General features: G+C 63.0%; 20 protein-coding genes and 2 pseudogenes. 16 read left to right on the top strand and 6 right to left on the bottom strand.

The annotated features are described in order from the left end of the window. The first annotated feature begins 10 nt into the window (after nucleotides 1-10). Genes AC2FAN_RS22015 through AC2FAN_RS22000 form a run of 4 tightly spaced genes read left to right on the top strand, consistent with a single transcriptional unit; the run spans nucleotide 11 to nucleotide 5,123 of the window. Entirely contained in the window at nucleotides 11-1,330 is a 1,320-nt protein-coding gene (locus AC2FAN_RS22015) for a lysine N(6)-hydroxylase/L-ornithine N(5)-oxygenase family protein (protein WP_485176329.1), read from the top strand. Beyond that, nucleotides 1,323-2,231 (top strand): ABC transporter substrate-binding protein, encoded by a 909-nt coding sequence (locus AC2FAN_RS22010; RefSeq protein ID WP_485176328.1) that lies wholly within the window; start codon nucleotides 1,323-1,325, stop codon nucleotides 2,229-2,231. The genes AC2FAN_RS22015 and AC2FAN_RS22010 overlap by 8 nt, the downstream gene beginning before the upstream one ends. Continuing rightward, nucleotides 2,224-4,233, top strand: coding sequence for a Fe(3+)-hydroxamate ABC transporter permease FhuB (gene fhuB / locus AC2FAN_RS22005; RefSeq protein ID WP_485176327.1), 2,010 nt, complete (start codon nucleotides 2,224-2,226; stop codon nucleotides 4,231-4,233). Before AC2FAN_RS22010 ends, fhuB begins: the two co-directional genes overlap by 8 nt. After that, complete coding sequence (locus tag AC2FAN_RS22000; RefSeq protein WP_485176326.1) at nucleotides 4,230-5,123, top strand: alpha/beta hydrolase; 894 nt, start codon at nucleotides 4,230-4,232, stop codon at nucleotides 5,121-5,123. The genes fhuB and AC2FAN_RS22000 overlap by 4 nt, the downstream gene beginning before the upstream one ends. Before the next feature lie 296 nt (nucleotides 5,124-5,419). On the opposite strand, the gene AC2FAN_RS21995 is transcribed toward AC2FAN_RS22000, so the two are convergent. Next, a complete protein-coding gene (locus AC2FAN_RS21995; RefSeq protein ID WP_485176325.1) occupies nucleotides 5,420-6,166 on the bottom strand; it encodes an SDR family NAD(P)-dependent oxidoreductase in 747 nt (248 codons plus the stop codon). Between the two features lie 158 nt (nucleotides 6,167-6,324). On the opposite strand from AC2FAN_RS21995, the gene AC2FAN_RS21990 reads away from it, so the two are divergent. The 5 genes from AC2FAN_RS21990 (at nucleotide 6,325) to AC2FAN_RS21970 (ending at nucleotide 11,301) form a co-directional block, all read left to right on the top strand. Beyond that, on the top strand, nucleotides 6,325-7,053 hold the full coding sequence (locus tag AC2FAN_RS21990) for a FadR/GntR family transcriptional regulator (protein WP_485176324.1): 729 nt from the start codon (nucleotides 6,325-6,327) through the stop codon (nucleotides 7,051-7,053). A 162-nt stretch (nucleotides 7,054-7,215) separates the two neighbouring features. After that, entirely contained in the window at nucleotides 7,216-8,781 is a 1,566-nt protein-coding gene (locus AC2FAN_RS21985) for an ABC transporter substrate-binding protein (protein WP_485176323.1), read from the top strand. A gap of 11 nt (nucleotides 8,782-8,792) precedes the next feature. Beyond that, a complete protein-coding gene (locus AC2FAN_RS21980; RefSeq protein WP_485176322.1) occupies nucleotides 8,793-9,746 on the top strand; it encodes an ABC transporter permease in 954 nt (317 codons plus the stop codon). Continuing rightward, the gene (locus tag AC2FAN_RS21975) at nucleotides 9,746-10,624 is read left to right on the top strand and encodes an ABC transporter permease (RefSeq protein WP_485176321.1); all 879 of its coding nucleotides are present in this window, start codon (nucleotides 9,746-9,748) and stop codon (nucleotides 10,622-10,624) included. Before AC2FAN_RS21980 ends, AC2FAN_RS21975 begins: the two co-directional genes overlap by 1 nt. 26 nt (nucleotides 10,625-10,650) lie before the next feature. After that, the gene (locus AC2FAN_RS21970; RefSeq protein WP_485176320.1) at nucleotides 10,651-11,301 is read left to right on the top strand and encodes a bifunctional 4-hydroxy-2-oxoglutarate aldolase/2-dehydro-3-deoxy-phosphogluconate aldolase; all 651 of its coding nucleotides are present in this window, start codon (nucleotides 10,651-10,653) and stop codon (nucleotides 11,299-11,301) included. A 148-nt stretch (nucleotides 11,302-11,449) separates the two neighbouring features. On the opposite strand, the pseudogene AC2FAN_RS21965 reads toward AC2FAN_RS21970, so the two are convergent. Both AC2FAN_RS21965 and AC2FAN_RS21960 read right to left on the bottom strand, forming a co-directional pair. Then, nucleotides 11,450-11,668 (bottom strand): annotated as a pseudogene (locus AC2FAN_RS21965) (integrase core domain-containing protein); the annotation flags it as partial. Between the two features lie 253 nt (nucleotides 11,669-11,921). After that, nucleotides 11,922-12,688, bottom strand: a protein-coding gene (locus AC2FAN_RS21960; RefSeq protein ID WP_485176318.1) for an IS5 family transposase whose coding sequence is annotated in 2 segments (ribosomal slippage) — nucleotides 11,922-12,376 and nucleotides 12,376-12,688 — 768 coding nt in all. Because the reading frame shifts where the segments join, the coding sequence is not laid out codon by codon here. A gap of 22 nt (nucleotides 12,689-12,710) precedes the next feature. Between AC2FAN_RS21960 and AC2FAN_RS21955 the strand changes: the two genes are divergently transcribed. Beyond that, nucleotides 12,711-13,079 carry a DUF1254 domain-containing protein gene (locus tag AC2FAN_RS21955; RefSeq protein WP_485176317.1) on the top strand — a complete coding sequence of 123 codons (369 nt, stop codon included), beginning with the start codon at nucleotides 12,711-12,713 and terminating at the stop codon, nucleotides 13,077-13,079. Between the two features lie 15 nt (nucleotides 13,080-13,094). Here AC2FAN_RS21955 and AC2FAN_RS21950 read toward each other — a convergent pair whose 3' ends face one another. Both AC2FAN_RS21950 and AC2FAN_RS21945 read right to left on the bottom strand, forming a co-directional pair. Beyond that, nucleotides 13,095-13,655 (bottom strand): hypothetical protein, encoded by a 561-nt coding sequence (locus tag AC2FAN_RS21950; protein ID WP_485176316.1) that lies wholly within the window; start codon nucleotides 13,653-13,655, stop codon nucleotides 13,095-13,097. Next, nucleotides 13,652-14,053 (bottom strand): Rap1a/Tai family immunity protein, encoded by a 402-nt coding sequence (locus AC2FAN_RS21945; protein WP_485176315.1) that lies wholly within the window; start codon nucleotides 14,051-14,053, stop codon nucleotides 13,652-13,654. The genes AC2FAN_RS21950 and AC2FAN_RS21945 overlap by 4 nt, the downstream gene beginning before the upstream one ends. Nucleotides 14,054-14,669: 616 nt before the next feature. On the opposite strand from AC2FAN_RS21945, the gene AC2FAN_RS21940 reads away from it, so the two are divergent. The 4 genes from AC2FAN_RS21940 (at nucleotide 14,670) to AC2FAN_RS21925 (ending at nucleotide 16,998) form a co-directional block, all read left to right on the top strand. After that, nucleotides 14,670-15,080, top strand: coding sequence for a universal stress protein (locus AC2FAN_RS21940; RefSeq protein ID WP_485176314.1), 411 nt, complete (start codon nucleotides 14,670-14,672; stop codon nucleotides 15,078-15,080). Between the two features lie 683 nt (nucleotides 15,081-15,763). Then, entirely contained in the window at nucleotides 15,764-15,973 is a 210-nt protein-coding gene (locus AC2FAN_RS21935; RefSeq protein ID WP_038358045.1) for a cold-shock protein, read from the top strand. Nucleotides 15,974-16,090: 117 nt separating this feature from the next. Continuing rightward, nucleotides 16,091-16,324 carry a hypothetical protein gene (locus tag AC2FAN_RS21930; protein WP_485176313.1) on the top strand — a complete coding sequence of 78 codons (234 nt, stop codon included), beginning with the start codon at nucleotides 16,091-16,093 and terminating at the stop codon, nucleotides 16,322-16,324. 479 nt (nucleotides 16,325-16,803) lie between these two features. Further along, nucleotides 16,804-16,998, top strand: a complete 195-nt coding sequence (locus AC2FAN_RS21925; RefSeq protein ID WP_485176312.1) for an ATP dependent DNA ligase — start codon at nucleotides 16,804-16,806, stop codon at nucleotides 16,996-16,998. 642 nt (nucleotides 16,999-17,640) lie between these two features. Here AC2FAN_RS21925 and AC2FAN_RS21920 read toward each other — a convergent pair. Further along, a pseudogene (locus AC2FAN_RS21920) lies at nucleotides 17,641-18,096 on the bottom strand (site-specific integrase); the annotation flags it as partial. A 253-nt stretch (nucleotides 18,097-18,349) separates the two neighbouring features. Between AC2FAN_RS21920 and AC2FAN_RS21915 the strand changes: the two are divergent. Both AC2FAN_RS21915 and AC2FAN_RS21910 read left to right on the top strand, forming a co-directional pair. Then, the gene (locus AC2FAN_RS21915) at nucleotides 18,350-19,330 is read left to right on the top strand and encodes a substrate-binding domain-containing protein (RefSeq protein ID WP_485176311.1); all 981 of its coding nucleotides are present in this window, start codon (nucleotides 18,350-18,352) and stop codon (nucleotides 19,328-19,330) included. A 1,171-nt stretch (nucleotides 19,331-20,501) separates the two neighbouring features. Further along, nucleotides 20,502-21,041, top strand: coding sequence for a hypothetical protein (locus AC2FAN_RS21910; RefSeq protein ID WP_485176310.1), 540 nt, complete (start codon nucleotides 20,502-20,504; stop codon nucleotides 21,039-21,041). Nucleotides 21,042-22,151 lie beyond the last annotated feature (1,110 nt).

The following is a 22,151-nucleotide window of genomic DNA, read 5'->3' as shown; positions in this document are numbered from 1 at the left end:
GAGTGCACCGATGAGTGACGGGATTCTCGACCTTGCCGGCGTCGGCGTCGGCCCGTTCAACCTCAGCCTCGCCGCCCAGCTCGACTCGGTCCAGGAGATCGAGGCGCGCTTCTACGAGCAGCGCCCCGCGTTTTCCTGGCATCCCGGCATGATGCTGCCCGGCGCCGAACTGCAGACCTCGTTCCTCAAGGACCTGGTCACCGCCACCAACCCGACCAGCCCCTGGTCGTTCCTGTCCTATCTGGTCGCGCATAAGCGCTTCTACAGCTTCATGAATGCCGAATTCGACGCGATCCCGCGGCAGGAATTCGCCAACTACCTCGCCTGGGCCGCGGGCGGGCTGGACAATCTCGCCTTCGGCACGCCGGTGCGCGAGCTCGATTTCGAGCGCGACGCCTTTGTGCTGCGTTTCGACCAGGGTGTGCGCCGGGCCCGCAATGTCGCGCTCGGGATCGGTCTCACGCCCCATGTTCCCGCCTGGGCCGGGCCGGCGCTAGGCGAGACCTGCTTCCATGCCAGCGAGGCGATGAGGCGGCTGCCCTCGCTCGCGGCCCGGCGCGTCGTCGTGGTCGGCGGCGGCCAGAGCGGCGCGGAAATCTTCCTCGATCTGCTGTCACGCCGCCAGCCGGGAGAGGAGTTGAGTTGGATCAGCCGGCGCGCCAATTTCGAGCCGCTCGACGCCACGCCCTTCGCCAACGAGCTGTTCACGCCCGACTATGTCGCGAATTTCCGCGAGATCGGCGAAGAGCGCCGGCACGCCTCCCTGACGCGGCAGAAGCTCGCCGGCGACGGCGCCTCGCCCTCGACACTGCTCGCGATCTACCGCCGGCTCTATGCCTTGCGCCATCTCGAGCGGAGCCCGACGCAGACGGCCTTGCTGCCTCATCGCGAGGTGATCCAGATGGACCGTCAGAAGCAGGAATACCGGCTGATCATGCGCAACGGTTTCGATGGCGGCATCGAGATCGTGCATGCCGACGCCGTGGTGCTGGCGACAGGCTATGCATTCCAAATACCGGAATTGCTGGCGCCCCTGCGTGAACGCATCGCCTGCGACCGCAAGGGCAATTTCCAACTCGCCCATGATTTCAGCCTGGGCTGGAACGGGCCGCGTCAGAACCGCATCTTCGCCCTCAATGCCGGCAAGCACAGCCACGGCATCGCCGAGCCGCAACTCAGCCTGATGGCCTGGCGCAGCGCCGTCATCGTCAACGCGCTGCTCGGCCGGGCGCATTTCGATCTCGATCTGCCCGAGCCCGTCGTCACCTGGGCGAGCATGGGCGGCCCGCGGCAGAAGGCCGCTGGCGCCTCTCTGGCCGGCGATGCCTGAAACCCTGCATCGACTGATCGACAGGCGCACGCTCGTCGGCGGCCTGCTTGCGACCATGGCCGCGCCGGCTGCTGCGGCCGAGACCGCAAGCACCGGGCCGTTGCGGCGCATCGCGGCACTCGACTACGGCCTGGCCGAGACGCTGATCGCGCTCGGCCAGCCGCCGCTGGCGCTGGTCGGTGCTCAGGACTGGAGCAAATGGGTCGTCGAGCCGCCTCTGCCCGCAGGCGTCGTCAATCTCGGCTCCAGCCGCGAACCCAATCTGGAGTTGCTGCAGCAGCTCCAGCCCGACGCCATCCTGGCGACGCCCTATCTCGCTGGAATCGCGCATCGTCTGCAGCAGATCGCTCCGGTCCTGACCTTTCCGATCTATGTGCCGGAAGGCCGCCCGCTCGCCCTGGCCGAGGCCGCTGCGCGACGCCTGGCTGCGCTGACGGGCCGGGACGCCGGCTTCGAGACACTGGCCGGCGAGGTCGAAGCTACCTTCGCGGCGGCCCGGCAGCGCCTGCGCGGCAAGGAGGATCGGCCGGTCTATCTGGTCAATTTCATGGATGGCCGGCATGTCCGGATCTACGGTAGAAAAAGCCTCTTCCAGGACGTTCTCGACCGGATCGGGCTGCGCAACGTCTGGCAAGGACAGACCAATTTCTGGGGGTTTAGCACGGTCGGCATCGAGGCGCTCGAACAGGCCGGCGAGGCCAGCCTGATCTATCTCGATCCGGTGCCGCCCGGTGTACTGGACGCTTTGGCGAAGAATCCGCTCTGGACCAACCTTTCCTTCGTCAAGGCCGGGCGGGTGCACGGCCTCGCTCCGGTGCTGATGTTCGGCGCCCTGCCCTCGGCCATGCGCTTTGCTCGCCTCGTCAGCGAGGCATTGGGCGGAGAGAAAGCCGATGGCTGACGTGACCATGACTCTCGCGAAGGCTGAACGGCTGAGGCCCTGGATGTTGGCCGGCGGGCTCGCGGCCGCTGCCGCCGCGCTCTCCCTGCTCGCCTTGTCAGAGCGCCTGCCGGCATCGCTCTGGCCGCGCGCCGCGCTCGCGCCCGATCCAGCCGATATGCGGCAGATGCTGGTGCATCACAGCCTGCTGCCGCGGCTCGTGGTCAGCATCCTGTGCGGCGCGGCGCTCGCGCTGGCCGGGACGGTGTTCCAGCAGGTGCTGCGCAACCCGCTCGCCTCGCCCGCCACGCTCGGCGTCTCCGCCGGGGCGAAGCTGGCGCTGGCGCTGGCGACGCTCTGGGCGCCCGGCCTGCTCGCCTTCGGGCGCGAATGGATCGCGCTCGGCGGCGGGGCGGCTGCGATCGGAATCGTCTTCGCGCTGGCCTGGCGCAAGGGCCTCGCCCCGCTCGCCGTGGTGCTGGCGGGCCTGATCCTCGGCCTCTATTGCGGCGCCGTCGCCGCGGCGCTGGTGCTGTTCAAGGAACATTATCTCACCGGCCTGTTCATCTGGGGCAGCGGCTCGCTCAGCCAGCAAGGCTGGGAGACCGCGCTCACGCTGGCGGCGCAGCTTCTCGTCGTTGCGGCGCTCGTGGGGCTGATGCTGCGTCCGCTGACTCTGCTCTCGCTGGAGGAGGCGGGCGCGCAGAGCCTCGGCCTCTCGCTGCATGGCGCCCGGCTCGCGGCCCTGTCGCTGGCCGTGGCGCTGACGGCTTTCGTGGTGAGCGCCGTCGGCGTGATCGGCTTCATCGGCCTGGTGGCACCGGCGCTGGCCCGGCTTGCCGGGGCACGGCGCCTGCGCGACCAACTCCTCTGGGCACCGGCCCTCGGCGCCGGCCTGCTCTGGCTCACCGACCAGCTCGTGCAGCGCAGTGGCGGGGTGTCCGGCGGCCTGCTGCCGACCGGCGCGGTCACCGCGCTGTTCGGCTCGCCGCTGCTATTGTGGCTGCTGCCGCGCCTGCGCATGACGCCGCCACCGCCACGCAGCGATGGCGGCGACGCTGGTGTCCATCGCCTGCGCCGCCCCGGCATCGCCCTGGCAGTGATCGTGCTTGTTCTTGCGCTCGCACTCGGCGGCTCGCTTCTGCTGGGGCGCACGCCTGAGGGCGACTGGGCGTTGGCCGGGGCGGACGAGCTGGCGGGCCTCATGCCCTGGCGGGCGCCGCGCGCCGTGGCGGCGCTCGCGGCCGGGGCGATGCTGGCCGTGGCCGGCGGAATCCTGCAAAGGCTGACGCGCAACCCGATGGCGAGCCCCGAGGTGCTCGGCGTCAGCGCCGGCGCGGCGCTCGGCCTGATCGTCGCCCTGTTCTCCGTCACCGCCGCCGGTCGCGAGCTGCAGCTCGCCGCGGCTTGCCTCGGCGCCTTCGCGGTGCTGGGCCTGATCGTGCTGCTCGGCCGGCGTACCGGCTTCACGCCCGAGCGGGTCCTGCTCGCCGGCATCGCGCTCGGCGCGCTCTTCGATGCGCTGGTCGGCGCGCTGATCGCCAGCGGCGACCCGCGCGGCATGCTGCTGCTGACCTGGATGACCGGCTCGACCTATCAGGTAGACGCCGCCCAGGCCGCCTGGTGCGCCGCCTGTGCACTGACCCTACTGGCCACTGCACCGCTCTGTGCCCGCTGGCTCGAGCTGATGCCGCTCGGCGATGCGACCGGCCAGGCGCTCGGCCTCGACCTGCGACGCACGCGCCTGATTCTGCTGAGCCTGAGCGCGGCACTCACGGCGGCGGCGACGCTGATCGTCGGGCCGCTCACCTTCGTCGGCCTGATGGCGCCGCATCTCGCCGCACGGCTCGGCCTGCAGCGCGCCTTGCCGCAGCTCGCCGGGGCGGCGCTGCTCGGCGGGCTGATCATGGTGAGCGCCGACTGGCTGGGGCGGATGATCGCCTTTCCCTGGCAGATGCCGGCCGGCCTGATCGCCACCCTGATCGGCGGGCCTGCTTTGATGTGGCTGCTTGCCAGGCGATGACCACCCGACAGCTGACGACCATGCCCGACACGCCCGCGCCGCTCCCGGAAACCGTGCAGTTCGACCTCGCCCCGCATGCCGGGGGCGAGCCCTATCGGATCTTCCTGCACATCCCGCCCCAGCCTGCGCCCGAGCGCGGCTGGCCGGTGCTCTATCTGCTGGACGCCAATGCGGTGATCGGCACCGCCGTCGAGGCGCTGCGCGTCCAGAGCGCCTACACGGCTGCGACCGGCATCGCCGGCGCAGCCATCGTCGGCATCGGCTACCCCACGCCCAAGGCCTACGACAGCGTGCGCCGCTCCTGGGACATGGGGCCGCCGCCCGGTCGTACCTATCCGCCCCATACGCAGAACGGGCCGGATGTCCGCACCGGGGGCGCCGACATCTTCCTCGCCTTCATCGAGGACGAGTTGAAGCCGGCGATCGCCGCCCGGCTGCAGGTCGACGGCGCGCGCCAGTCCATCTTCGGCCATTCTTTCGGCGGCCTGTTCGTGCTCCACGCCCTGTTCAACCGGCCGCAGGCCTTCGCGAACTGGATAGCGATCAGCCCGGCGATCTGGTGGGAAGATTCGGTGGTCCTGCGAAGCGCCGAGCGCTTCATGCAGGAGCGCGATCCCGGGCTGCAAACTCGGGTCCTGCTGGCAGCCGGCGAGTTCGAGCAGAATCCGGCGCCGTTCCAGACGAACCACGCGGACCGCGTCAAGCGGATCAGGCGCTATGGCGAAAGCCGAGTGAACGACAACGCCCGCGCGACGGCCGAGAAGCTTGCCTGCCTGCCGGGGCTCACGGCCGAATTCGTCACCTTCGAGGGTGAGACCCATATGTCGGTGTTACCCGTGGCGATCAATCGGGCTATCCGCTTCGCGCTGGGGCCGCGATCTCGCGCATGAAACGGGCGAAGCCGCGCGCAATCGACATAGTCATTGCGCGATCACCGCGCGCGCCTCAATTCGCATCCACCGGGAACGAATTCCGGAGAACCGCGCTGCCCGGCCGATCCGAGTGCCGGGAGACGCCACAAGCAAGCCTCTATCGCATCACGCCTGGGCTTAAGCTGAGGAAGACCGTCCGGAGCGGCACCTGCAGCCCTCGGGACCACAGATACCTCCACAGCCGAGAAGGGAGACGAAAGCCAGTCGCATGAACCGATGCCGACAATGGCCCCGCCCCGTCCGTCATCGGCGCGTCAACCAGTGACACGCATCGACATGCCGCCGTCGACGGTGAGGTACTCGCCCGTGATGAACTCGTTCTGGATCATCTGCATGGCGGCTTCGGCAACGTCGTCGACCGAGCCTTCGCGGCGCAGCGGGATCCGCTTATCCAGATTATGCGCCTTGGCTTCCGGCGTCATCGCAGCATGGAAGCGCGTGCGGATGATACCCGGCGTCAGTAGATTGACCCGAATGTTCTCATGGCCATGGTCGAAGGCCAGAGCCTTCGCCAGCGGGATCAGGGCGCCCTTCACCGTTTGATAGGCTACCGTCCCAGGGCAACCGCGCAGGCCGGCGACGGATGAGATCAACAGAATCGCCCCGCCCTCTTTCGCCAAATGCGCATGCGCGGCGCGGAACAAGTGAAACACGGGATGGACGTGGATGGCGAAGGCATTCATCCAGACCTCGTCCGTGACGTCGACGATCTTTCCCGGGGCCGGGCCGCCGGCTGAATGGACGAGAACATGGAGCGCGCCGAATTGCGCCGCCGTCGCGGCGACCAGCGATCCGCAGACCGTCGCATCGGCAACATCGCCGAGTTCGATGGCGACGCGCCCACGCCCGTATCGCTCGCACAATGCAGCCGCCTCGGCGGTTTCTGTCCGGCCGTTCAACACGACATTCGCCCCGGCTGAAAGCAGGTGCTCGGCGATTCCGAGGCCAATGCCCCTCGTGCCTCCCGTAACCAGCGCGACTTTTCCCGAGACGTCATACATCTTGTTTTCCTCGCCCTATGTGCGACGGCCTTGCGGACCGAACGTCTGAAAGCTTGTATTTCTCATACCATATGAGAGTTATTGTCAACGGAGAGAGCCCGTGCCAATGCTGGCTCGGACGCTTCGACTGGAGAGCGCAACCGAGGGCACACACTCATATGGACACCTCGACGCGTCCCCGCGCGACACCGAGCCGCAGCTTGCATCACCGGGTCGCGGACGAACTTGGCCTGGCCATCGTGCGTGGCGACTACAGGGTCGGCGAGGCTCTGCCACCAGAGGCGCAGCTTTGCGAGCTTCTCGGCATCAGCCGCACGGCGATGCGGGAGGCCCTTCGATCACTGATTGCGAAGGGGCTGCTCGTTTCCAGTCCAAAGCGCGGCACCCGAATCCGCGACCCCCGGAATTGGAGTCACCTCGACCCCGACATCCTGCGCTGGCGCGTCGAAGTCACCGATACCGACACCTATCTCAAGAAGATGTTCGAGCTGCGACGCGCGACGGAGCCGGCGGCGGCGGCGCTGGCGGCGATCGCCGCGACCGACGAGGACCGTGCGCAACTCCAAGCGGATTTCCAGGCGATGGTGGACGCGGGAAGCGACAATGGTCGTTGGGTAGAAGCTGATCTCTCCTTCCACCGTTCGATTTATTTCGCCACTCACAACGAGTTTTTCTGGCCTATCGGGCAACTCTTCAGCTTTGGCTTGCGACAAATGTTCGAGATCGCAGCGAAGGGCGACCATCGGCCCCGTGCCATCATCGAGCACGGCGATGTGCTCAGAGCCATCCTCGAACGCAAGCCGACGCTCGCCCATGCGGCAGCCATGACGTTGATCGGCAACGCCACCTCAGACGTCGATCTCATCCGCGGCCACGAGAACCACTAGAGGCTGAAGCCGAGCAAACGCTCAGCGTTGACAATCGCGCCAACTCAAATCAGTAATATGGTATGAGAATATGACGGCCAACGAGGCGCACCCGGCGCTTCGGTGAGTGGCGAGTTCATACCATTCGCGGACGCTCAACGATCCGCTGCTGAGGAGGGAACGATGTCGACATCTGGCGAACGCAATGCCCGCAGCCTGACCCGCCGCAAGCTCCTTGCCGCATCAGCGGTGGTAGCCGGCGCCAATGCATTCCGGCTACCCGGGGCGGCGGCTCAGCCGGCCGCCAAGATCGAATATGGCGAGCCCGGCGCCTTCTCGACGTTTAACCCGTGGGCCCAGGTCTTCACCCAGTTTTCGACGTCGAACCAGATTTTCTCGCGCCTGGCTTACAAGGACGCCAAGGGGCAGCTCGTCGCGGATCTGGCCGAATCCTGGATCGTCGCGCCCGACAGTACTTCGATCACGTTCAAGCTGCGCCCCAATGTCGTCTGGCACGACGGAAAGCCGCTCGCCGCCCAGGACTTCGTCGACATGTTCGGCTACCTGTCCAGTCCGGCGCTCGCGGGTGACCAGGGCGTGCAGAAGGTGAAGGCCGTCTTTGCGCCGGTGAAGGCGATCACCGCGCCGGACGCGTCGACGGTCGTGGTCACGTTCTCCAGCCCGGTACCCTATGGGCTCGACTTGCTGAACTACTTCTACGCGGTTCGTCTGGAAAATCCCGACGACACGACCTTCATGCGCTCGCTCCCGATCGGCACCGGCCCGTTCCGCATGACCGAGCATGTCGCGGGCCGCTACGCCACCTTCGTAGCCAATCCCAAATATCACCTGCCGGACGCGCCCAAGGTCGGGACCTTCCGATTCAACCTCTATGCGCAGGGATCCAGCGTCCTCAACAACGTGATCTCCGGGCAGGTCCAGGGCGTGCTGAGCAGCAACGATGCCGACCTGGATTCGGTCAAGGCCGACAAGAATTTTCGGATCGAGCAGGTTCCGAACAGCATCTGGTTGTTGATGGTCAACGTCTCCAAGCCGCCCTTCGACAAGCTCGCGGTGCGGCAAGCCCTGTCCTATTCGATGAACCGGCAGGCATTCGCTGAAGCCGCGCATTTCGGGTTCGAGAAACCTGTTTCGAGCCCGTTCTACGATCCTGTCGCCACAGGCTATGTGTCCGAGCTCGTCGACGCGTACCGCTTCGACCTCGCGAAGGCCAAGAAGCTTCTCGACGAAGCCGGCATCTCGAAACTGACGATCAACTACCCTAGCCCCTCCGCCAATCCCAATCTCGCGACCTACGCCGAAATCTGGCAGGCCGACCTCGCGAAGATCGGCGTGACGCTCAGGATTCAGAAGGTCGACGACGGGCGTTGGCGCGATCTTGGCGCCGGCAAGGACAAGAGCTGCGACGTCGTACCTTGGGTGGTGGGTCGCTGCCTGATGGACAGTGCCATCTTCTTCGGCGCCAACAGCCTCTATCGCGGCGTCAATCAGCGCTTCGGCTACGTCAATCCCACCATCGAGACCCTGCTGAAGGAAGGTGCGGTCGAACTCGACCCGGTCAAGCGGAAGACGATCTACCAGGAGCTGAATCGCATCACCGTCGAGGATTGCGCCAATATCTCGATCATGACGTCGTCGCACAAATTCGTCTGGTCGCAGAAAGTCAGCGGGCCGACGACCGATCTCGTCGCCAACCTCGCCATGAGCAACGCCACGCTCAAGGCATAGCCGGCGCCGTCATGCTGAACTATTGCCTTTCGCGGCTAGGCCAGCTCGTCCTGATGCTGCTTCTGGCGTCGCTGGTCATCTTCGCGGTCATCCAGAATGCTCCGGGCGACCCGGCACTCATCCGGCTCGGCACCGAGGCGACGCCGGAACAGGTCGATCTGGAGCGCGTCCGGCTCGGCCTGGATCGAAGTTTGCCCGCGCGCTACCTGATCTGGCTGGGCGATGCCGCCCGGCTGGATTTCGGCAAATCGTTCTCGACGGGCCTTCCCGTCTCCGAGACGATCGCCGATGCCTTTGTCCAGACGCTGAAGTTGGCGAGCCTGGCGACCTTGATCGGGCTCGGCTTCGGTTTGGCGCTCGGCATCGCCGCCGCGCTCAATCGCGGCGGCTGGATCGACCAGGCCATCGCGACATTGACGGCACTGGCGTTCTCTCTCCCCAGCTTCGCACTGGGCACGCTTCTGATCATCGTGTTTGCGGTGACGTTCCGTTGGCTCCCACCATCCGGCCTCGGCAATGCGGACAACACGCCGCTCGAAACGCTGCGATTCCTGATCCTTCCGGCCGCGACCCTGGCGACTCCGTTCGTCATTGTCCTGGCGCGCTATGTACGCACCGCGCTGATCGAGGCGCTTCAGCAGGACTATGTGACGACGGCGCGCGCAAAAGGGCTTTCACGCACCAAGATCGTCCTGACTCATGCGCTGCGAAATGCGCTGATCCCGACCGTCACGATCGCCGGCTTGCAGATCGGCAACCTGCTCGCGGGCGCCACCGTCACCGAGACCGTGTTTTCCTATCCAGGCCTTGGCCGCCTGATCATCGAGGCCGTAACCAGCCTGGACTATCCGCTTGTACAAGGGGCCCTGCTCTTCACGGCGACAGTCTTTCTGCTTTGCACCTGCCTGGTCGACATCGCCTATGGCGCCATCGACCCCCGCATCCGCACGGCCGGAGGGCGCTGATGTCTGCGCAAGCCGCACGCAATGAATTGCGCCCTGCTCCCGTTGCCGGGAAGCGCTCAGCACGCCTCGACTGGCGCGTCCTGGTGGGCGGAATCGGCATCTGCATGATCGTTCTGCTGGCAGTCCTCGCACCACAGATCGCGCCTTACGATCCAAACGCTCAGCATCTCTCCGCGAGGCTGCGGCCACCGTCCTTGCAGTATCCGCTCGGGACCGATCATCTCGGCAGGGACATTCTGAGCCGCCTCCTCTACGGCTTGCGGCCTTCGCTGCTGTCAGGTCTCGCAGCCGTCACGCTGGCGGGGATCCTGGGCACCGCAGTCGGTGTGATCGCCGGCTATTGCCGCGGCGTCGTAGATGCGCTCGTCGGGCGCATCCTGGACCTGCTCATCGCCTGGCCGGCGATCTTCATTGCTCTGGCCCTCGTTCTTCTCGTGGGGCCGGGTCCGACCGGAATCGTCATTGCCATCGCCCTGAGCGAGCTGCCCGTATTTGCGCGGGTCGCCAGAGCGGTCACGCTGGCGAACACCGGGCTGCTCCATGTCGAGGCCGCTGTCTCGATCGGAGCATCGACGCCCCGCATCATCATCCGCCACATCCTGCCCTTTGCGATCCTCCCGCTGATCGTCCAGTTCGCGATCGCCGCCCCTCAGGCGGTGATTGCCGAGGCCTCCCTCAGCTTCCTCGGGCTCGGCACGCAGCCGCCGGATCCTTCGCTGGGCGCAATGGTCAGCAATGCGCTGCTTTACCTTTCCCGCTCCGTCTATGGCGCGCTCTTTCCAATCGCCACGATCGCCATCCTGATTCTGTGCCTGACCCTGCTCGCCGATGGCCTGCAAGAAACGCTCGATCCAAAGAGCCGCATGCGGCGCTCATAAATTCCTGTCCCAGAGAGGCCTTGCCAATGTCGAATTATCCGTTTCGCGACCTTGCCTCCGGCAAGGCTCCCCTGATCCCCGTCATCCACGTCGAGAACGCGGACCATGCCGAGCCGCTCCTCGAGGCACTGGTCGAAGCCGGAATCGGCCTGGTGGAGGTCACGCTGCGCACACAGGCCGCGATCGAGGTCATCCGCCGCATGGCACGGCTCGGTAGCCCGGCGATCATCGGCGCCGGAACGATTACAAAGCCCGAGCAGTTCGCGGCGGCCGTCGATGCGGGGGCACGTTTCGGCGTCGGACCCGCATTCAGCCCCGCTCTTTTCGAGGCGGCGCGGAAGACCGGGCTTCCTTTCATTCCTGGCATTGGCACCGCCAGCGAAGCGCTTTGGGTGCGCGAGGCCGGATTTTACGAGCTCAAGATGTTTCCAGCCGAATTCGTTGGTGGCACCGGCTGGCTGAAGCACATCGAGCCGATCTATCCAGATCTGGTTTTCTGTCCAACGGCCGGCATTAACGCCGACAACGCGCAAGATTTCCTCTCGCTTCGAAATGTCTTCGCCGTCGGCGGCGGGTTTCTCGCTCCCCGCGACCGAATCGATGCGGGCGATTGGAACAGCGTGACCAACCTATCACGCGCAGCCCTGGCGAAGCTCCAACTCAAGTCTGTCGGATAGTCTCGCCCATCGCCCAAGCATGAAGATCGACACCAAAGGAAGTCCTGACCTGAGACCCTTTTCTCCTCCGACCTAAGAGAGAGTCCTAGGTTTGATTGATCCGAGACCATTTGCTGGACCGCCGGAGGTTGGAGTTTCCGGCCTTCAATCACGACGGTGAGCTGGGCGCTCCGCCGGGATTTTGCAGCAGGATCGGGGGCTTGTTGCCGATGGCCCCGTGCGGCCGATCCTCGTTGTAGTATCTGAGCCAAGCCTCCATCTTTTCGGCCGCATCCGCAAGCGTCAGGAACCAATGCGTGTTCAGGCATTCGCTGCGGAAGCGGCCGTTGAACGCCTCGATGAAGGCATTCTGCGTGGGCTTGCCGGGGGCGATATAGTGCCACTCGACGCGGGTCAGGTCTATGTGAACCGACGCCATTTCGAGCGACTAGACGAATCGCGGCAAGCTTGGCGACGAGCGCTTAACGTCGCGTTGTCCGATGACGAACTTGAGGAGATTAGCGAGCGGCCGCTGCGCAGCAGCACCCAGGACTGCAGCCGGGTCAAAGAGCGCGCTGTTGGCATTGTATATCTCATCTTGATCCTCGGTTTGCTGGCATTCTCGCTGCATCAGTTTCAGACTAGGCCGTCGACTCATTACCGCGTAGCCAGATCCTGACGCATGCGAGCTTGAGGCTTGCGAGGAAGTTCTCCGCGAGCTTGTCGTAGCGTGTGGCGACGCGGCGGAACTGTTTGATCTTGTTGAAGAAGCGCTCGATCAGGTTCCTGTCCCTGTAGAGGTGCCGGCTGAAGCAGATCGGGTCCTTCCGGTTGCTCTTGGGCGGGATGTTGGCCCAGGCTCCGCGTTCACCGACGAAGGCGCGCAAGGCGTTGGCGTCGTAGCCCTTGTCGGCCATCAGCATCGCGCCGGGAGCGAGATGGCCGATCAGGTCGGCGGCGCTGGCGATGTCGCTGGCTTGTCCCGCCGTCAGCTTGAGCTGGATCGGGCGCCCTTGCGCATCGACGAGGGCATGGATTTTGGTGGTGAGCCCGCCTCGCGAGCGACCGAGACAACGATCTCGCCCCCCCTTTTTCCGGTCGCACCCTGTTGATGGACCCGCACGACCGAGGTGTCGATCATCTGGACGTCGCCGTCGTAAGCCTTTGTGATCGCGTCCATCAGCCGATCCCAGACGCCAGCTTTGCGCCAGCGGTTGAAGCGATTGTAGATCGTCGTCGGTGGGCCGTAGCGAGCCGGCACATCCGCCCAGGGCGCACCCGACCGAAGCACCCAGAAGATGCCGTTCAGAACCCGGCGGTCATCGACACGGGGCACGCCGCGCGGCTTGTTGGGAAGATGCGGCTCGATCGCAGTCCATTCGAAATCGCTGAGTTCGTAGCGGCCCATCGCCAAGCTCCTCTTTCAGAGCTTGAATCACGAAATCGCCGCCGCTGGAATCGGCCGGACGCGCTTATGGGTTTACGGCCTAGCCTCGATTGATGTCCAGCCCATCATCCGCATGAACCGGGCCACCCTTTACTCGGTCGTGGTCGTGGATCTCGATGCCGGGCCCGTCACCATCACGCTGCCCGATCCCGGCAAGCGCTTCCTGGCCATGCAGATCGTGGACGAGGACCAATATTCCCGAGCTGCCGTCTACGCTCCCGCGAAGCGGACCTACACCCGCAAGGAAATCGGCACGCGGTACATGATCGTTGGGGTCCGCACGCTGGTCGATCCGAACGATCCCGCGATTGCTGGGCCGAGGCCTCGCCCGCCGCCATTCGGCCGGCGATGATGGCACTCGTCTCGGTCATTTGTCGTCGAGCCGGTCGAGCGTCCGCAATGCCGCAATCATTAGAAACTTGCGGAGTACGTTTGCCGAAAGCTCGGATTTCAGGTCGACCCGTTTGGCGAACGCGGCAAGATCAGTGTCCTGATTGAACGTAAACGCCAGACTGATGAATACGGCTGCCTCTGCCGAACGCGCATTGTTCGCTTGAGCCTGCTGAAGCAAAGTTATCTTTTGGAGGCATTCGGAAAACGTTTCCTTGAGTTGATACCGCGCCCATTCCTTGGTCGAGACCAGACGGGTTATTCGATTGATATCAGACGTTTTGGATTCCGCAGTTACCCATGCATCCTCGGCGGGCGTGTTGGTCGGCACGACGTCGAGGATTTCGCGACAATAGGCCTCGACCAGTCGCGACAGCTCCACCCGGTTTACGGGGCTAAAAGGCTGCTTAAAGGCAAACCCGAATAGGTTGCCTTGCGCCGAACCGGGCGCAGTCTCCTGCGAATAAGCCGCTGTCGTTGCTGCGGTCGCCAGAGCGGCGAACATCAGGCCGGCAAGGATGGTCGGACGGCTCGTCATGGGGCGGCCTTGCACGGCCACGCGCTGCGCAGTGCCTCTGTCGCCAGTATGGCAAAGGGCTCATGCTGTCTGGCGGGCTGCTGGTCGATATACGCCACGACGACGCGAGCTACTTCGGCGCTATAGACGCCATCGAGCTTGCAACTCTTTGGATCGACGAAGGCAATCCCGGCAACGAAGCCGCCGCAATATCCTTCGTTGAAAGTAGCTAGCGGACCTCTTTGACTGGCGTTTCTAAACGCACGGCAGCGGGACAGCAATTTATTTGCCGACAGCCCTTGGGCGGAGCCCGTCTCAACGCTCAATGCCGTGATGAGAACAACCATAGACAACCAAAACATCGCCCCACCCCCACAATCGCCTCTCGCATATGTCGCCGGGACATATTTATTTTTCATGCTGCGAGACGGCGCTCCGCGTTCAGCCGGGTCAGCAGCGCGTCGCATATTATGTCAGGCCGGCGTACAAGATGTCGCACGGGTCATCGACAGGACACATGGGGCGTTTACGCCTTGAAATCATTGCCTTTTATTAGGTTGCGAGTGTCCCGCGATAGGGCACATGAAGCATGTCGAAGGTCGCGGAACGCTTCAGCAACTCGCGTGCAAGATGGAGGATCGCGCCGGTCGCCGATCCATAGTCCGGCTCGTCCTGCTGCCGATTTCGTGGACCCCTCGGACTCGAAATGAAGGCCCGCGAGCACAGGCCCGTGAGCGGAAGAAGGCGGACGCCTAGCTGTCTCAATCCTCGGCGCCCAATTCTTCAAGCTCCCCATTCTGCCTGAGCCTCGCAAGTTCGGCTTCGACTTGCTCACAAGGCGCGTCGAATTATGCAATGTTGCCGTCGAAAATAATACCGGCGACCAACTTGGCCGCGAGCCGGACTCTCACAAAAGCTACGGCATCGAGCAGATACAGCACCAGGAAGGACTGGCAGTATCAGGACCATCAGGCCGACGGCCTTTCCGATCAATGTCATCCAGGATGCCGGCGCAATTCCTACGGGAGAGGGCAAATGTACAAACACATTCTGATCGCCACAGACGACTCCGAACTTGCTCGCAAGGGTCTTGAACATGGCTTGGCGCTCGCCAGGCCGCTCAGGGCGAAAGTCACCGTTCTGACCGTTTCGGCGCCCCTGCGTCCGGAGTTGGCACCTGCAGCCCGTCAGCAGATTGATGAGTTCATCAAGGATCGCATTACTTCCATAGAGCAACGCGCGTCCGAACACGGCGTCACGGTAGATCTGGAACACGAGATCGATGTATCTCCAGCCGCGGCAATCGTCCGATTGGCCAAGCTCAAGGGCTGTGACCTCATCGTGATGTCCTCTCATGGCCGGCGAGGCATACAGAAAGTCGTGCTCGGGAGCCAGACGTCCGAGGTGCTGGCAAGTACAACTATCCCTGCACTGGTGATCAGGTAGTCGATCCTCCAGCAGAGCTCGCTCGTAAAACGAGCTGCCGCGGAATGTCTGCGCCAGCTGAGGCGAGCCCACATGCCCCGACGAGCTGATGGTGGTGTTAGCGCTTCCGACCCTGCCCCTTGCCTCTCGCCGTCCGGTGACAGCCGGCTCGCCTCCGCGACCGGGCGCCCCTGGGATAACAGCACGTCGACCTGCCGCAATTTCGCGACGATCTCTTCGGGCTTGTGCTTCTTCTGCGGCATAACGGGCATCATCCAAAGGCTCAAAAGCCTACTTCAGGGAGGGCCACTTTTCAGGGGGCAGACCACATCCCCTTGCCGCTCCGCAATCATTTGAGACCAGCGCTCAGCCGCGCCGCTGCTTTCTCTGACCTTAGCTTGAAACAGGCGGCATGTGAAAAGACATAAAGACAATCGGGAGCAGCCGTGGTCTTTTCGTCCGAAAACACTGGCGGACCGCATAACTAAAATGGCCACCGAAAAAAGAAAAACCGGGTGTAAAAAAATAAAATTTGGATTCTCCGGCAACCTGAACTAAGTATACACTCATCGAGATTGCTTGGATGGCCGTTGTTATTTTCGCGCTTTGGCGCGGCTCTGATGAACTCCCCCTTTCGAAATCGTTCTGAACTCACCGGACATTCTGTCGGTGAGCGACAGGTCTTGCCAAAAGGAGGGTTTTTCATGACCACCGGCACAGTGAAATGGTTCAATTCCACCAAGGGTTTCGGCTTCATTCAGCCCGATGACGGCAGCCAGGATGTGTTCGTGCACATCTCCGCCGTCGAACGCGCTGGAATGCGGGACCTGCAGGAAGGCCAGAAGCTTGGATACGAAGTCGCTCGCGACAACCGGTCCGGCAAGATGGCTGCGGAACAGCTCCAGACTGCGTGATTAGGCAATCGTCGCCGTTGACCACGGATGTACTGGCACCTGCGACTATAGCCACTCGAAAGGCCGGCCCTTGCTCGGCCTTTTTGCTTTTCAATCTAGATGCGAATGGAAATCGTAATGTTCGAACTTTCAAAGCAGCGCTTAACTGCCGACAACCAATTTTCGAAGATCCAAACGCGCTCGCTCTCTCACGCAAGGATTATCTCCGAGACGGAGAAGCTGATCCAGCACCGCGAGGACAACATGCTCAAGCTGCGCGGGCTTCGTCTGGCGAAAGAAGCCAATGTCAAACAGGCTGGCATTGCAGCCCAGATCAACACGAAGTCGCGGCGCCGTCCGGGCTTCAAATAGCCATAGAGCCGGGCTCTGTAAGTCTTGGCGGTATGTGGCAGCCCATTCAGCTTCCGTCAGGATCGGGCTCAATCCGTTCGGCTCATTGATCGTGATGTATGCTCCGTTTGTCGCATCATTGCTCATCGGTAGCGAGCGGTCGCTGACGGTGTAGCGAATGCGGTCGTCACCGTCCCGCTCTTCAAGCGGCACATCCTGGAGGGTGTGATCCGCACGAGCGATAGCAAGGTCAGGATCACCAGCCTCCTTCTGGATCGCGAAACGACCGCAATCATCTGGACCGGCAGCTACGAGGCCGATCTGAACTCCAACAGCGCCTTCGAACTCCAGACGCGCCTCGCGTCCAGGATCGCTGAGGCAGTAAGCACCCGCTTACGACCCACAGCAACGGCGCATTAGTCGGACTGCGGGACTTCTCACCGTTTCGTCGTATCGTCTGCAACTTTAGCCACGCCACCGCGACCGCGCTGCGCAAGCAGATGCAAGATCTTGTCACCCCGAAGCCCGCTGTCAGCATGAAGGGCAGTCGACAGGCCTATCGCTGGCTCACGCCGGCTCTGGTCGCAGAGGTTGAGTTTCGGGCTTGGACGGATGACAGCAAGCTGCGCCACGCGTCGTACAAGGGGCTGCGAGATGATGCCGATGCCGCTGAGGTCTTCGAAATAAAGCGCTGAAGCTCCTAGCTGGGAGGCCGCTGGCCAGCCCATGTCCATAGCGTCAACGGCCTGTTTAGCGGACAGTGCTTTTCGACCAAGATCCGGCCGCCGCTGCGATATGCTGAACTTCATGTCGGCTTCGATGCGCGTGGCTTTGAAAATAAGGAGCGCGCTCTCCGGTATCCGATCGAGCGGACATTCTATGTCGGCGTCGGCCTCAATCTGAATGAGGTTCTCTTCGGAGAAGGGAACCTGCCAAATTTTTCCAAGCACAAGGACACATTGCCAGCCCGGGTAGCTCAGAAGGCGTTTGAGTACATCCAGGTGCCCTACACCGCCACTTACGGCGGGAAACGCTTGTCGACCATTCACAGGTGACGGCAAGAGGTGACGTTGCCACCTCGGACCTCATCCGCATTGTCCCTGTCTAGACGGAAAATCCCTCATCACGTCTCGGGCAGGTCGGTCGTTTGAAGCTTGTCGACAAGCTTCCCAGGAGCGAGAGCGCGGTTTCGTTTCCCATCGCAGGCACTCGGCGCTGCTCCACAAATGCCCGCTTTCGGACGTGCCGCCGAAGTCTGCTCGCCACCCGAGTTTGCCGTTGGCCGAACGGCGGAACGGGCACGGCGGGAGCCCGCCGTGCCAAAGCTCATAGGTCCGTTGCTCCGAAAGGAGAAGCGCGTCGTCGACCTCGATACCGAGGTAGCGCACGGTGCTTTCCAGTTTCGTGTGGCCTAGAAGAAGCTGGCAGGCGCGTAGATTGCCCGTGCGCTTATAGATCAGCGGCCCAGATGTGCTTTGGCTTCAGAGGCGGCTTCGGTCCGATGATGCGACCGAGGTTCCACGCATTACGAGGCTGTTGGTTCTGCGCCTGGATATCCATGGCAGATCCCCTTCTTGGGACGCTGTAATGTGATCGCCCTGCCGGCTACGGCTCGGAAAAGCCGGTCGTCTTCACGTGAACCTCGCATTCTAAGCCAGGCAGTAAGCGCTTCGCGGGCTGCGTCCGTCAGTTCGAATGGTACCGGCCGCCCCGTCTTCTGCTGAACGATCGCGGTTCCGAGGCGAACAGTGCCTCCGAGGACGACATCGGCGACACATCGCAAGATTGAACATGGCGAGATTGCGGGTTCGCCCCTCATGCTGAAGTCGGGTTCGCAACCGCAACCTTCGTTCGCCGGAGACTGTGCGTCCCGTAGAGCGCTGAATCCAATCCGGTCAGCGCTACCCAGCTGTCCAGAAGGCGGCCGTACTGGCGCGTTAAGCGGACCTACGCGGATCGGCTAATGAAGCCGAATGGGCAGGTCGCGCGATGGCAGCAATCGACCCAAGTCGGCTTGGCGCGGTGCGCCGAAGCGGAAATCTGGACATGACCATTGTCTCACTGACATTGAGCCTGCCACCGGCGGGTTCTCGCGAAATATCCACCAAGAAGATTCGTCATACTGCGTCTCGCGGTTTACGAGTTCGAGCGGTCGACAGACGAGACAACGCACCGGGCGCAAAAGTAGATTTGCAACCCCGGCCCTTGCGCCGCTCAATTCCCGGCAGCAGCATCCGACGAAGGAGGACATCCATGACACGAAATCGCACCGCCTTCATCGCTGCCAGCGTGCTGCTCTGTGCCCAGCCGGCCTTCGCTGAGGTCAATGTCATCAGCTCGGGCGGCTTTACCGCCGCCTATAAAGAGCTGGTACCGGCCTGCGAGTCGAAGATCGGCCATAAGGTTGTCAGCGCTTATGGCGCCTCGATGGGCGCGGCGCCGGATGCCATTCCCAACCGCCTCGCACGCGGGGAGCCGGCCGACGTGATCATCCTGGCGGGCGATGCGTTCGACAACCTGGTCAAGGATGGCAAGGGCAAGGCCGGCACGCGCACAGACCTTGCGCGATCGGCGATCGGCCTTTCGGTCAAAGCGGGGGCGCCCAAGCCCGATATTTCGTCGGTCAAGGCGCTGAAGAAGACGCTGATGGAGGCCAAGTCGATCGCCTATTCGGCAAGCGCCAGCGGCACCTATCTTGCCGAGGAGCTTTTCCCGAAGCTCGATCCAAGCGGCCATGTAATGGCCAAGTCGAAGAAGATCTTTAGTGAGCGTGTCGGTACCGTCGTGACGCGCGGCGACGCCGAGCTCGGTTTCCAGCAGGTCAGCGAACTCATTCCGATCGAGGGATTGGATTTCGTGGGCCCCCTGCCTGAGGAGGTCCAACGCGTGACTGTATTCTCTGCAGGTCTCGCGGCTGGTGCAAAGGAGCCCGAAGCCGCGAAGGCGCTCATCGCCTGTCTCGGCGGCGTGGATGCGGCGGAGACGATTCGAAAGACCGGGCTCGATCCGATTTCGGCGAAGAGGTAACCGGCTTACCCATCGAGGTCTCCGACCTCTGCAGGAGCTCAAGTAAGTCTCCATCGCAGATTCAACCTGCGAGTGGGGTCCTTTCGACCACGAAGCGCCATTTCCTGAAATTGGCGCTCTTCCGTCAAGCGGACGTTCCAGCGCGCGGCGGCGCCATGATACGCCGTGCCGCAGATCGCGGAATGTTCAGTTTTTATGACGCGGCATTAGCCGCCGACGAGTCGATCAGATATTAGTCTGCTCACGCAAGAGCTGGGCCATCGACCGTGATCGCGAGCCAAGCATCTCGCTACCGACCCGTTCCAGTCTGCCCCTTTCCGACAGGCCTCTTCCAGCCCCGTTCGCACCTCGGCTGCAATCCGGCTTGTTAATCTAGCACTACTTTGGCAGATTTTTAGGAACGAGCCGGCGTCGGCAATGAGGACATCGCACACGCCCATATTCTCTGCCTGGCGAGGCGATAATTAGTATTTTGACGCGATGGAGACACCTGAAAAGCGGGCCGGTGTAACCCGGCTCTTGCTCCGCTGGCCCCACCGCCGCGCGGAGCTTCTACGGGCGGCCAAGCGGCCCGCTTTTGCGAGCCTCTGCGAGAGCTACGCGCTCGCTTGGGAAGCGGCGCTGCACTGGGCCAAGATTCCGGGAAACCGGGCCGCTGAGATAGCCGAGGAGTACCGGCTGATCCTTGTTAAGCTTGAGCAGGATATCGCCTTGCTCTGCTCGACTGCGCAGCGAACGGTCAAATGAATACCCGCTCCGTATCTCGTAAACGGGGAGCTCATCAGCGTCTTCCCGAAGCCCCCTGTAGGAGCCGTGCCGCAGCTTGCCGTCGTCGGTCCACGCGCAAAAACTCGATTTCCGCCACCAGAGCCGGCGTGAGCCAGCGATAGGCCTGTCGTCTGCCCTTCAGGCTGACCGCGGGTTTTCAGATAACGAGTTCGTCCATCTGCTTGCGGAGCGCGGTCGCGCCGTCGTGGCTGAAGCCGATACCGACGCTTCCGACATAGACCGGTGGTGCCCCCTGGCTCACCGCAAGAAGCAGCCGGCCGACCCCGCCTTCATAAGCACGCGTAAGAGAGCGGGACGATGGGTGAGAGGCTGAGCATCATCAGCACGAAGTGTGAACTGACGGACGGGCTGCGCGTTGTCCGGTTAAAGAGGCCGAGAACAAATGGCCGACAAGCTGACAGCACCGTGGACCGATGAGCAGGTTGCCGCACTCAACCTGTTTCAGCTCGAAACTCGGGTGGCCCCCTTATGCGGCGGTGACCGAACCGACGACGCGCATCGGGCTTATCAAGCTGAGCATGGCGGTAACCTCGGGCAGCTTGTCGCGACCAAAGACGGGTTGGTCTGCCCCGTGTGCGGATATCGGCTGCAATGGGCGCACGGTTCCTGGCTTCCCCCGCCGCCTTCGAGCCCCGCAATGCCGAGCGAGGGGCAGATCATTGAGCCCGACGATTACGGAGAATATCTGCGCAGGGAGCGCACGCACAGTCGCTATGGTTACATGCAATGGCAGCTCGCCAAGGCCGCGAACAAGCGCGCCGACCAGGCTGAAGCCCGCGCCCTAGCCGCCGAAGCCGCGCTCGCTGCGGAACGGGAACGGGTCGAGCGAGCTATTCGCGATTGCCCGTCACTCGATGAGAACGGCTATATCTGCGAGAAGGCCGTGGCCATCGCAGCAATCCGCTCTCACGAGCCCCCATGATCCGCGACACGCCCAAGCGAGATCGGCACGCCTTCAAGCAAAGATGGGGCGACGTGCAGCGGCAGTGCGCCAGTTGCGGATATTGGCTCATCGCCCGAAAGCGGACGCTCAAAATTTGAGACGACAGTCTGCGCAAACTGACCACTCGTATCCACCGGGATCAGACCCCGTGCAACGGAGATCGCGAGACACAGTAGCCTTGGCTCACTATTGTTCGGCTTAGCGTACGATTTTGAACAGCTCTCTGAGCCCTACGTTCCGTGACAGGATAAGTGTCAATCGATCGTAGAGAAGCTCCTCGCCTGAAGACCGCGTCCATCCGGGCATCCCCCCGGCAGAGAGAATCTTTGATCGTGGCGGGTCGAGCGTGGCGACGCGCCAATGGACACGATCGCGGGTCATTGTCCGCCACTTCCCCCTTGAGCACATTTGCGCCGCTCACTGGTCGGGCCGTCCCTTCATCCCCGTTTCGAGAACCGTGATTAGGCTCTGGAGGAGAGCGATCGCGCCCGAAATCGGCCTGAACTAGCTCGTGGTCGAATTGTCGACGAAGAAGGTCGGATCGGATTGGCGGGCCAACGGCTCTCGGCACGGCGGTCAGGACGAGGATGCGCTTACCGCTGAGCTGGGTCGGGCATGATATCGACCAAGGACTGCTATAAGCATGAAAATTCATCAAGTGCGGGCTTCTGGCTGATTCTAAAGGGTTTCTCGGCGAAAAAATCGCCGTTTATGGACTACAGCAAGATCAGGGGCATTTCGCCTTTTGCCTACCCGTGGGGAACCGATCATCGATCGAAGTTTCTCTTTGTTGATCTTGCAAATTGGCACCGTGTTTCGGAGATGGGGTCAGCCATCGACTAATGGTCCTTAAGGTCAATATCCGCGCCCAAGCGATAGGGTCAGAGTTTCGGTGCTCATTCCTCGCCCGACACGGAAGCCGAACGTGGAAATTCTCTGGTCAGATAAACCTCGCCTTCAATGGGCAGCAACGATGCTGGTCATTGCTGTCGGACTGGCAGTCTTCGCCTTCCTTGGCTGGCGGCGAGACTCTAACTAGTAGCCGGCGACGAAGGCTGAGCAGATATTCAAACATCCTGACGGCGAGAG

The sequence above is a fragment of the Allobosea sp. RIT-PG3_2 genome, assembly GCF_057321085.1.
The sequence above is the reverse complement of the archived record's forward strand: the minus strand, read 5'-3'. Positions and strand labels throughout refer to the sequence as shown.

Bases quoted from the DNA above. Each gene is read 5' to 3' on its own strand.
- AC2FAN_RS22015 (WP_485176329.1), top strand. From the start codon at position 11: ATGAGTGACGGGATTCTCGACCTTGCCGGCGTCGGCGTCGGCCCGTTC.
- AC2FAN_RS22010 (WP_485176328.1), top strand. From the start codon at position 1,323: ATGCCTGAAACCCTGCATCGACTGATCGACAGGCGCACGCTCGTCGGC.
- fhuB (WP_485176327.1), top strand. From the start codon at position 2,224: ATGGCTGACGTGACCATGACTCTCGCGAAGGCTGAACGGCTGAGGCCC.
- AC2FAN_RS22000 (WP_485176326.1), top strand. From the start codon at position 4,230: ATGACCACCCGACAGCTGACGACCATGCCCGACACGCCCGCGCCGCTC.
- AC2FAN_RS21995 (WP_485176325.1), bottom strand. From the start codon at position 6,166: ATGTATGACGTCTCGGGAAAAGTCGCGCTGGTTACGGGAGGCACGAGG.
- AC2FAN_RS21990 (WP_485176324.1), top strand. From the start codon at position 6,325: ATGGACACCTCGACGCGTCCCCGCGCGACACCGAGCCGCAGCTTGCAT.
- AC2FAN_RS21985 (WP_485176323.1), top strand. From the start codon at position 7,216: ATGTCGACATCTGGCGAACGCAATGCCCGCAGCCTGACCCGCCGCAAG.
- AC2FAN_RS21980 (WP_485176322.1), top strand. From the start codon at position 8,793: ATGCTGAACTATTGCCTTTCGCGGCTAGGCCAGCTCGTCCTGATGCTG.
- AC2FAN_RS21975 (WP_485176321.1), top strand. From the start codon at position 9,746: ATGTCTGCGCAAGCCGCACGCAATGAATTGCGCCCTGCTCCCGTTGCC.
- AC2FAN_RS21970 (WP_485176320.1), top strand. From the start codon at position 10,651: ATGTCGAATTATCCGTTTCGCGACCTTGCCTCCGGCAAGGCTCCCCTG.
- AC2FAN_RS21950 (WP_485176316.1), bottom strand. From the start codon at position 13,655: ATGACGAGCCGTCCGACCATCCTTGCCGGCCTGATGTTCGCCGCTCTG.
- AC2FAN_RS21945 (WP_485176315.1), bottom strand. From the start codon at position 14,053: ATGAAAAATAAATATGTCCCGGCGACATATGCGAGAGGCGATTGTGGG.
- AC2FAN_RS21940 (WP_485176314.1), top strand. From the start codon at position 14,670: ATGTACAAACACATTCTGATCGCCACAGACGACTCCGAACTTGCTCGC.
- AC2FAN_RS21935 (WP_038358045.1), top strand. From the start codon at position 15,764: ATGACCACCGGCACAGTGAAATGGTTCAATTCCACCAAGGGTTTCGGC.
- AC2FAN_RS21930 (WP_485176313.1), top strand. From the start codon at position 16,091: ATGTTCGAACTTTCAAAGCAGCGCTTAACTGCCGACAACCAATTTTCG.
- AC2FAN_RS21925 (WP_485176312.1), top strand. From the start codon at position 16,804: ATGCAAGATCTTGTCACCCCGAAGCCCGCTGTCAGCATGAAGGGCAGT.
- AC2FAN_RS21915 (WP_485176311.1), top strand. From the start codon at position 18,350: ATGACCATTGTCTCACTGACATTGAGCCTGCCACCGGCGGGTTCTCGC.
- AC2FAN_RS21910 (WP_485176310.1), top strand. From the start codon at position 20,502: ATGGCCGACAAGCTGACAGCACCGTGGACCGATGAGCAGGTTGCCGCA.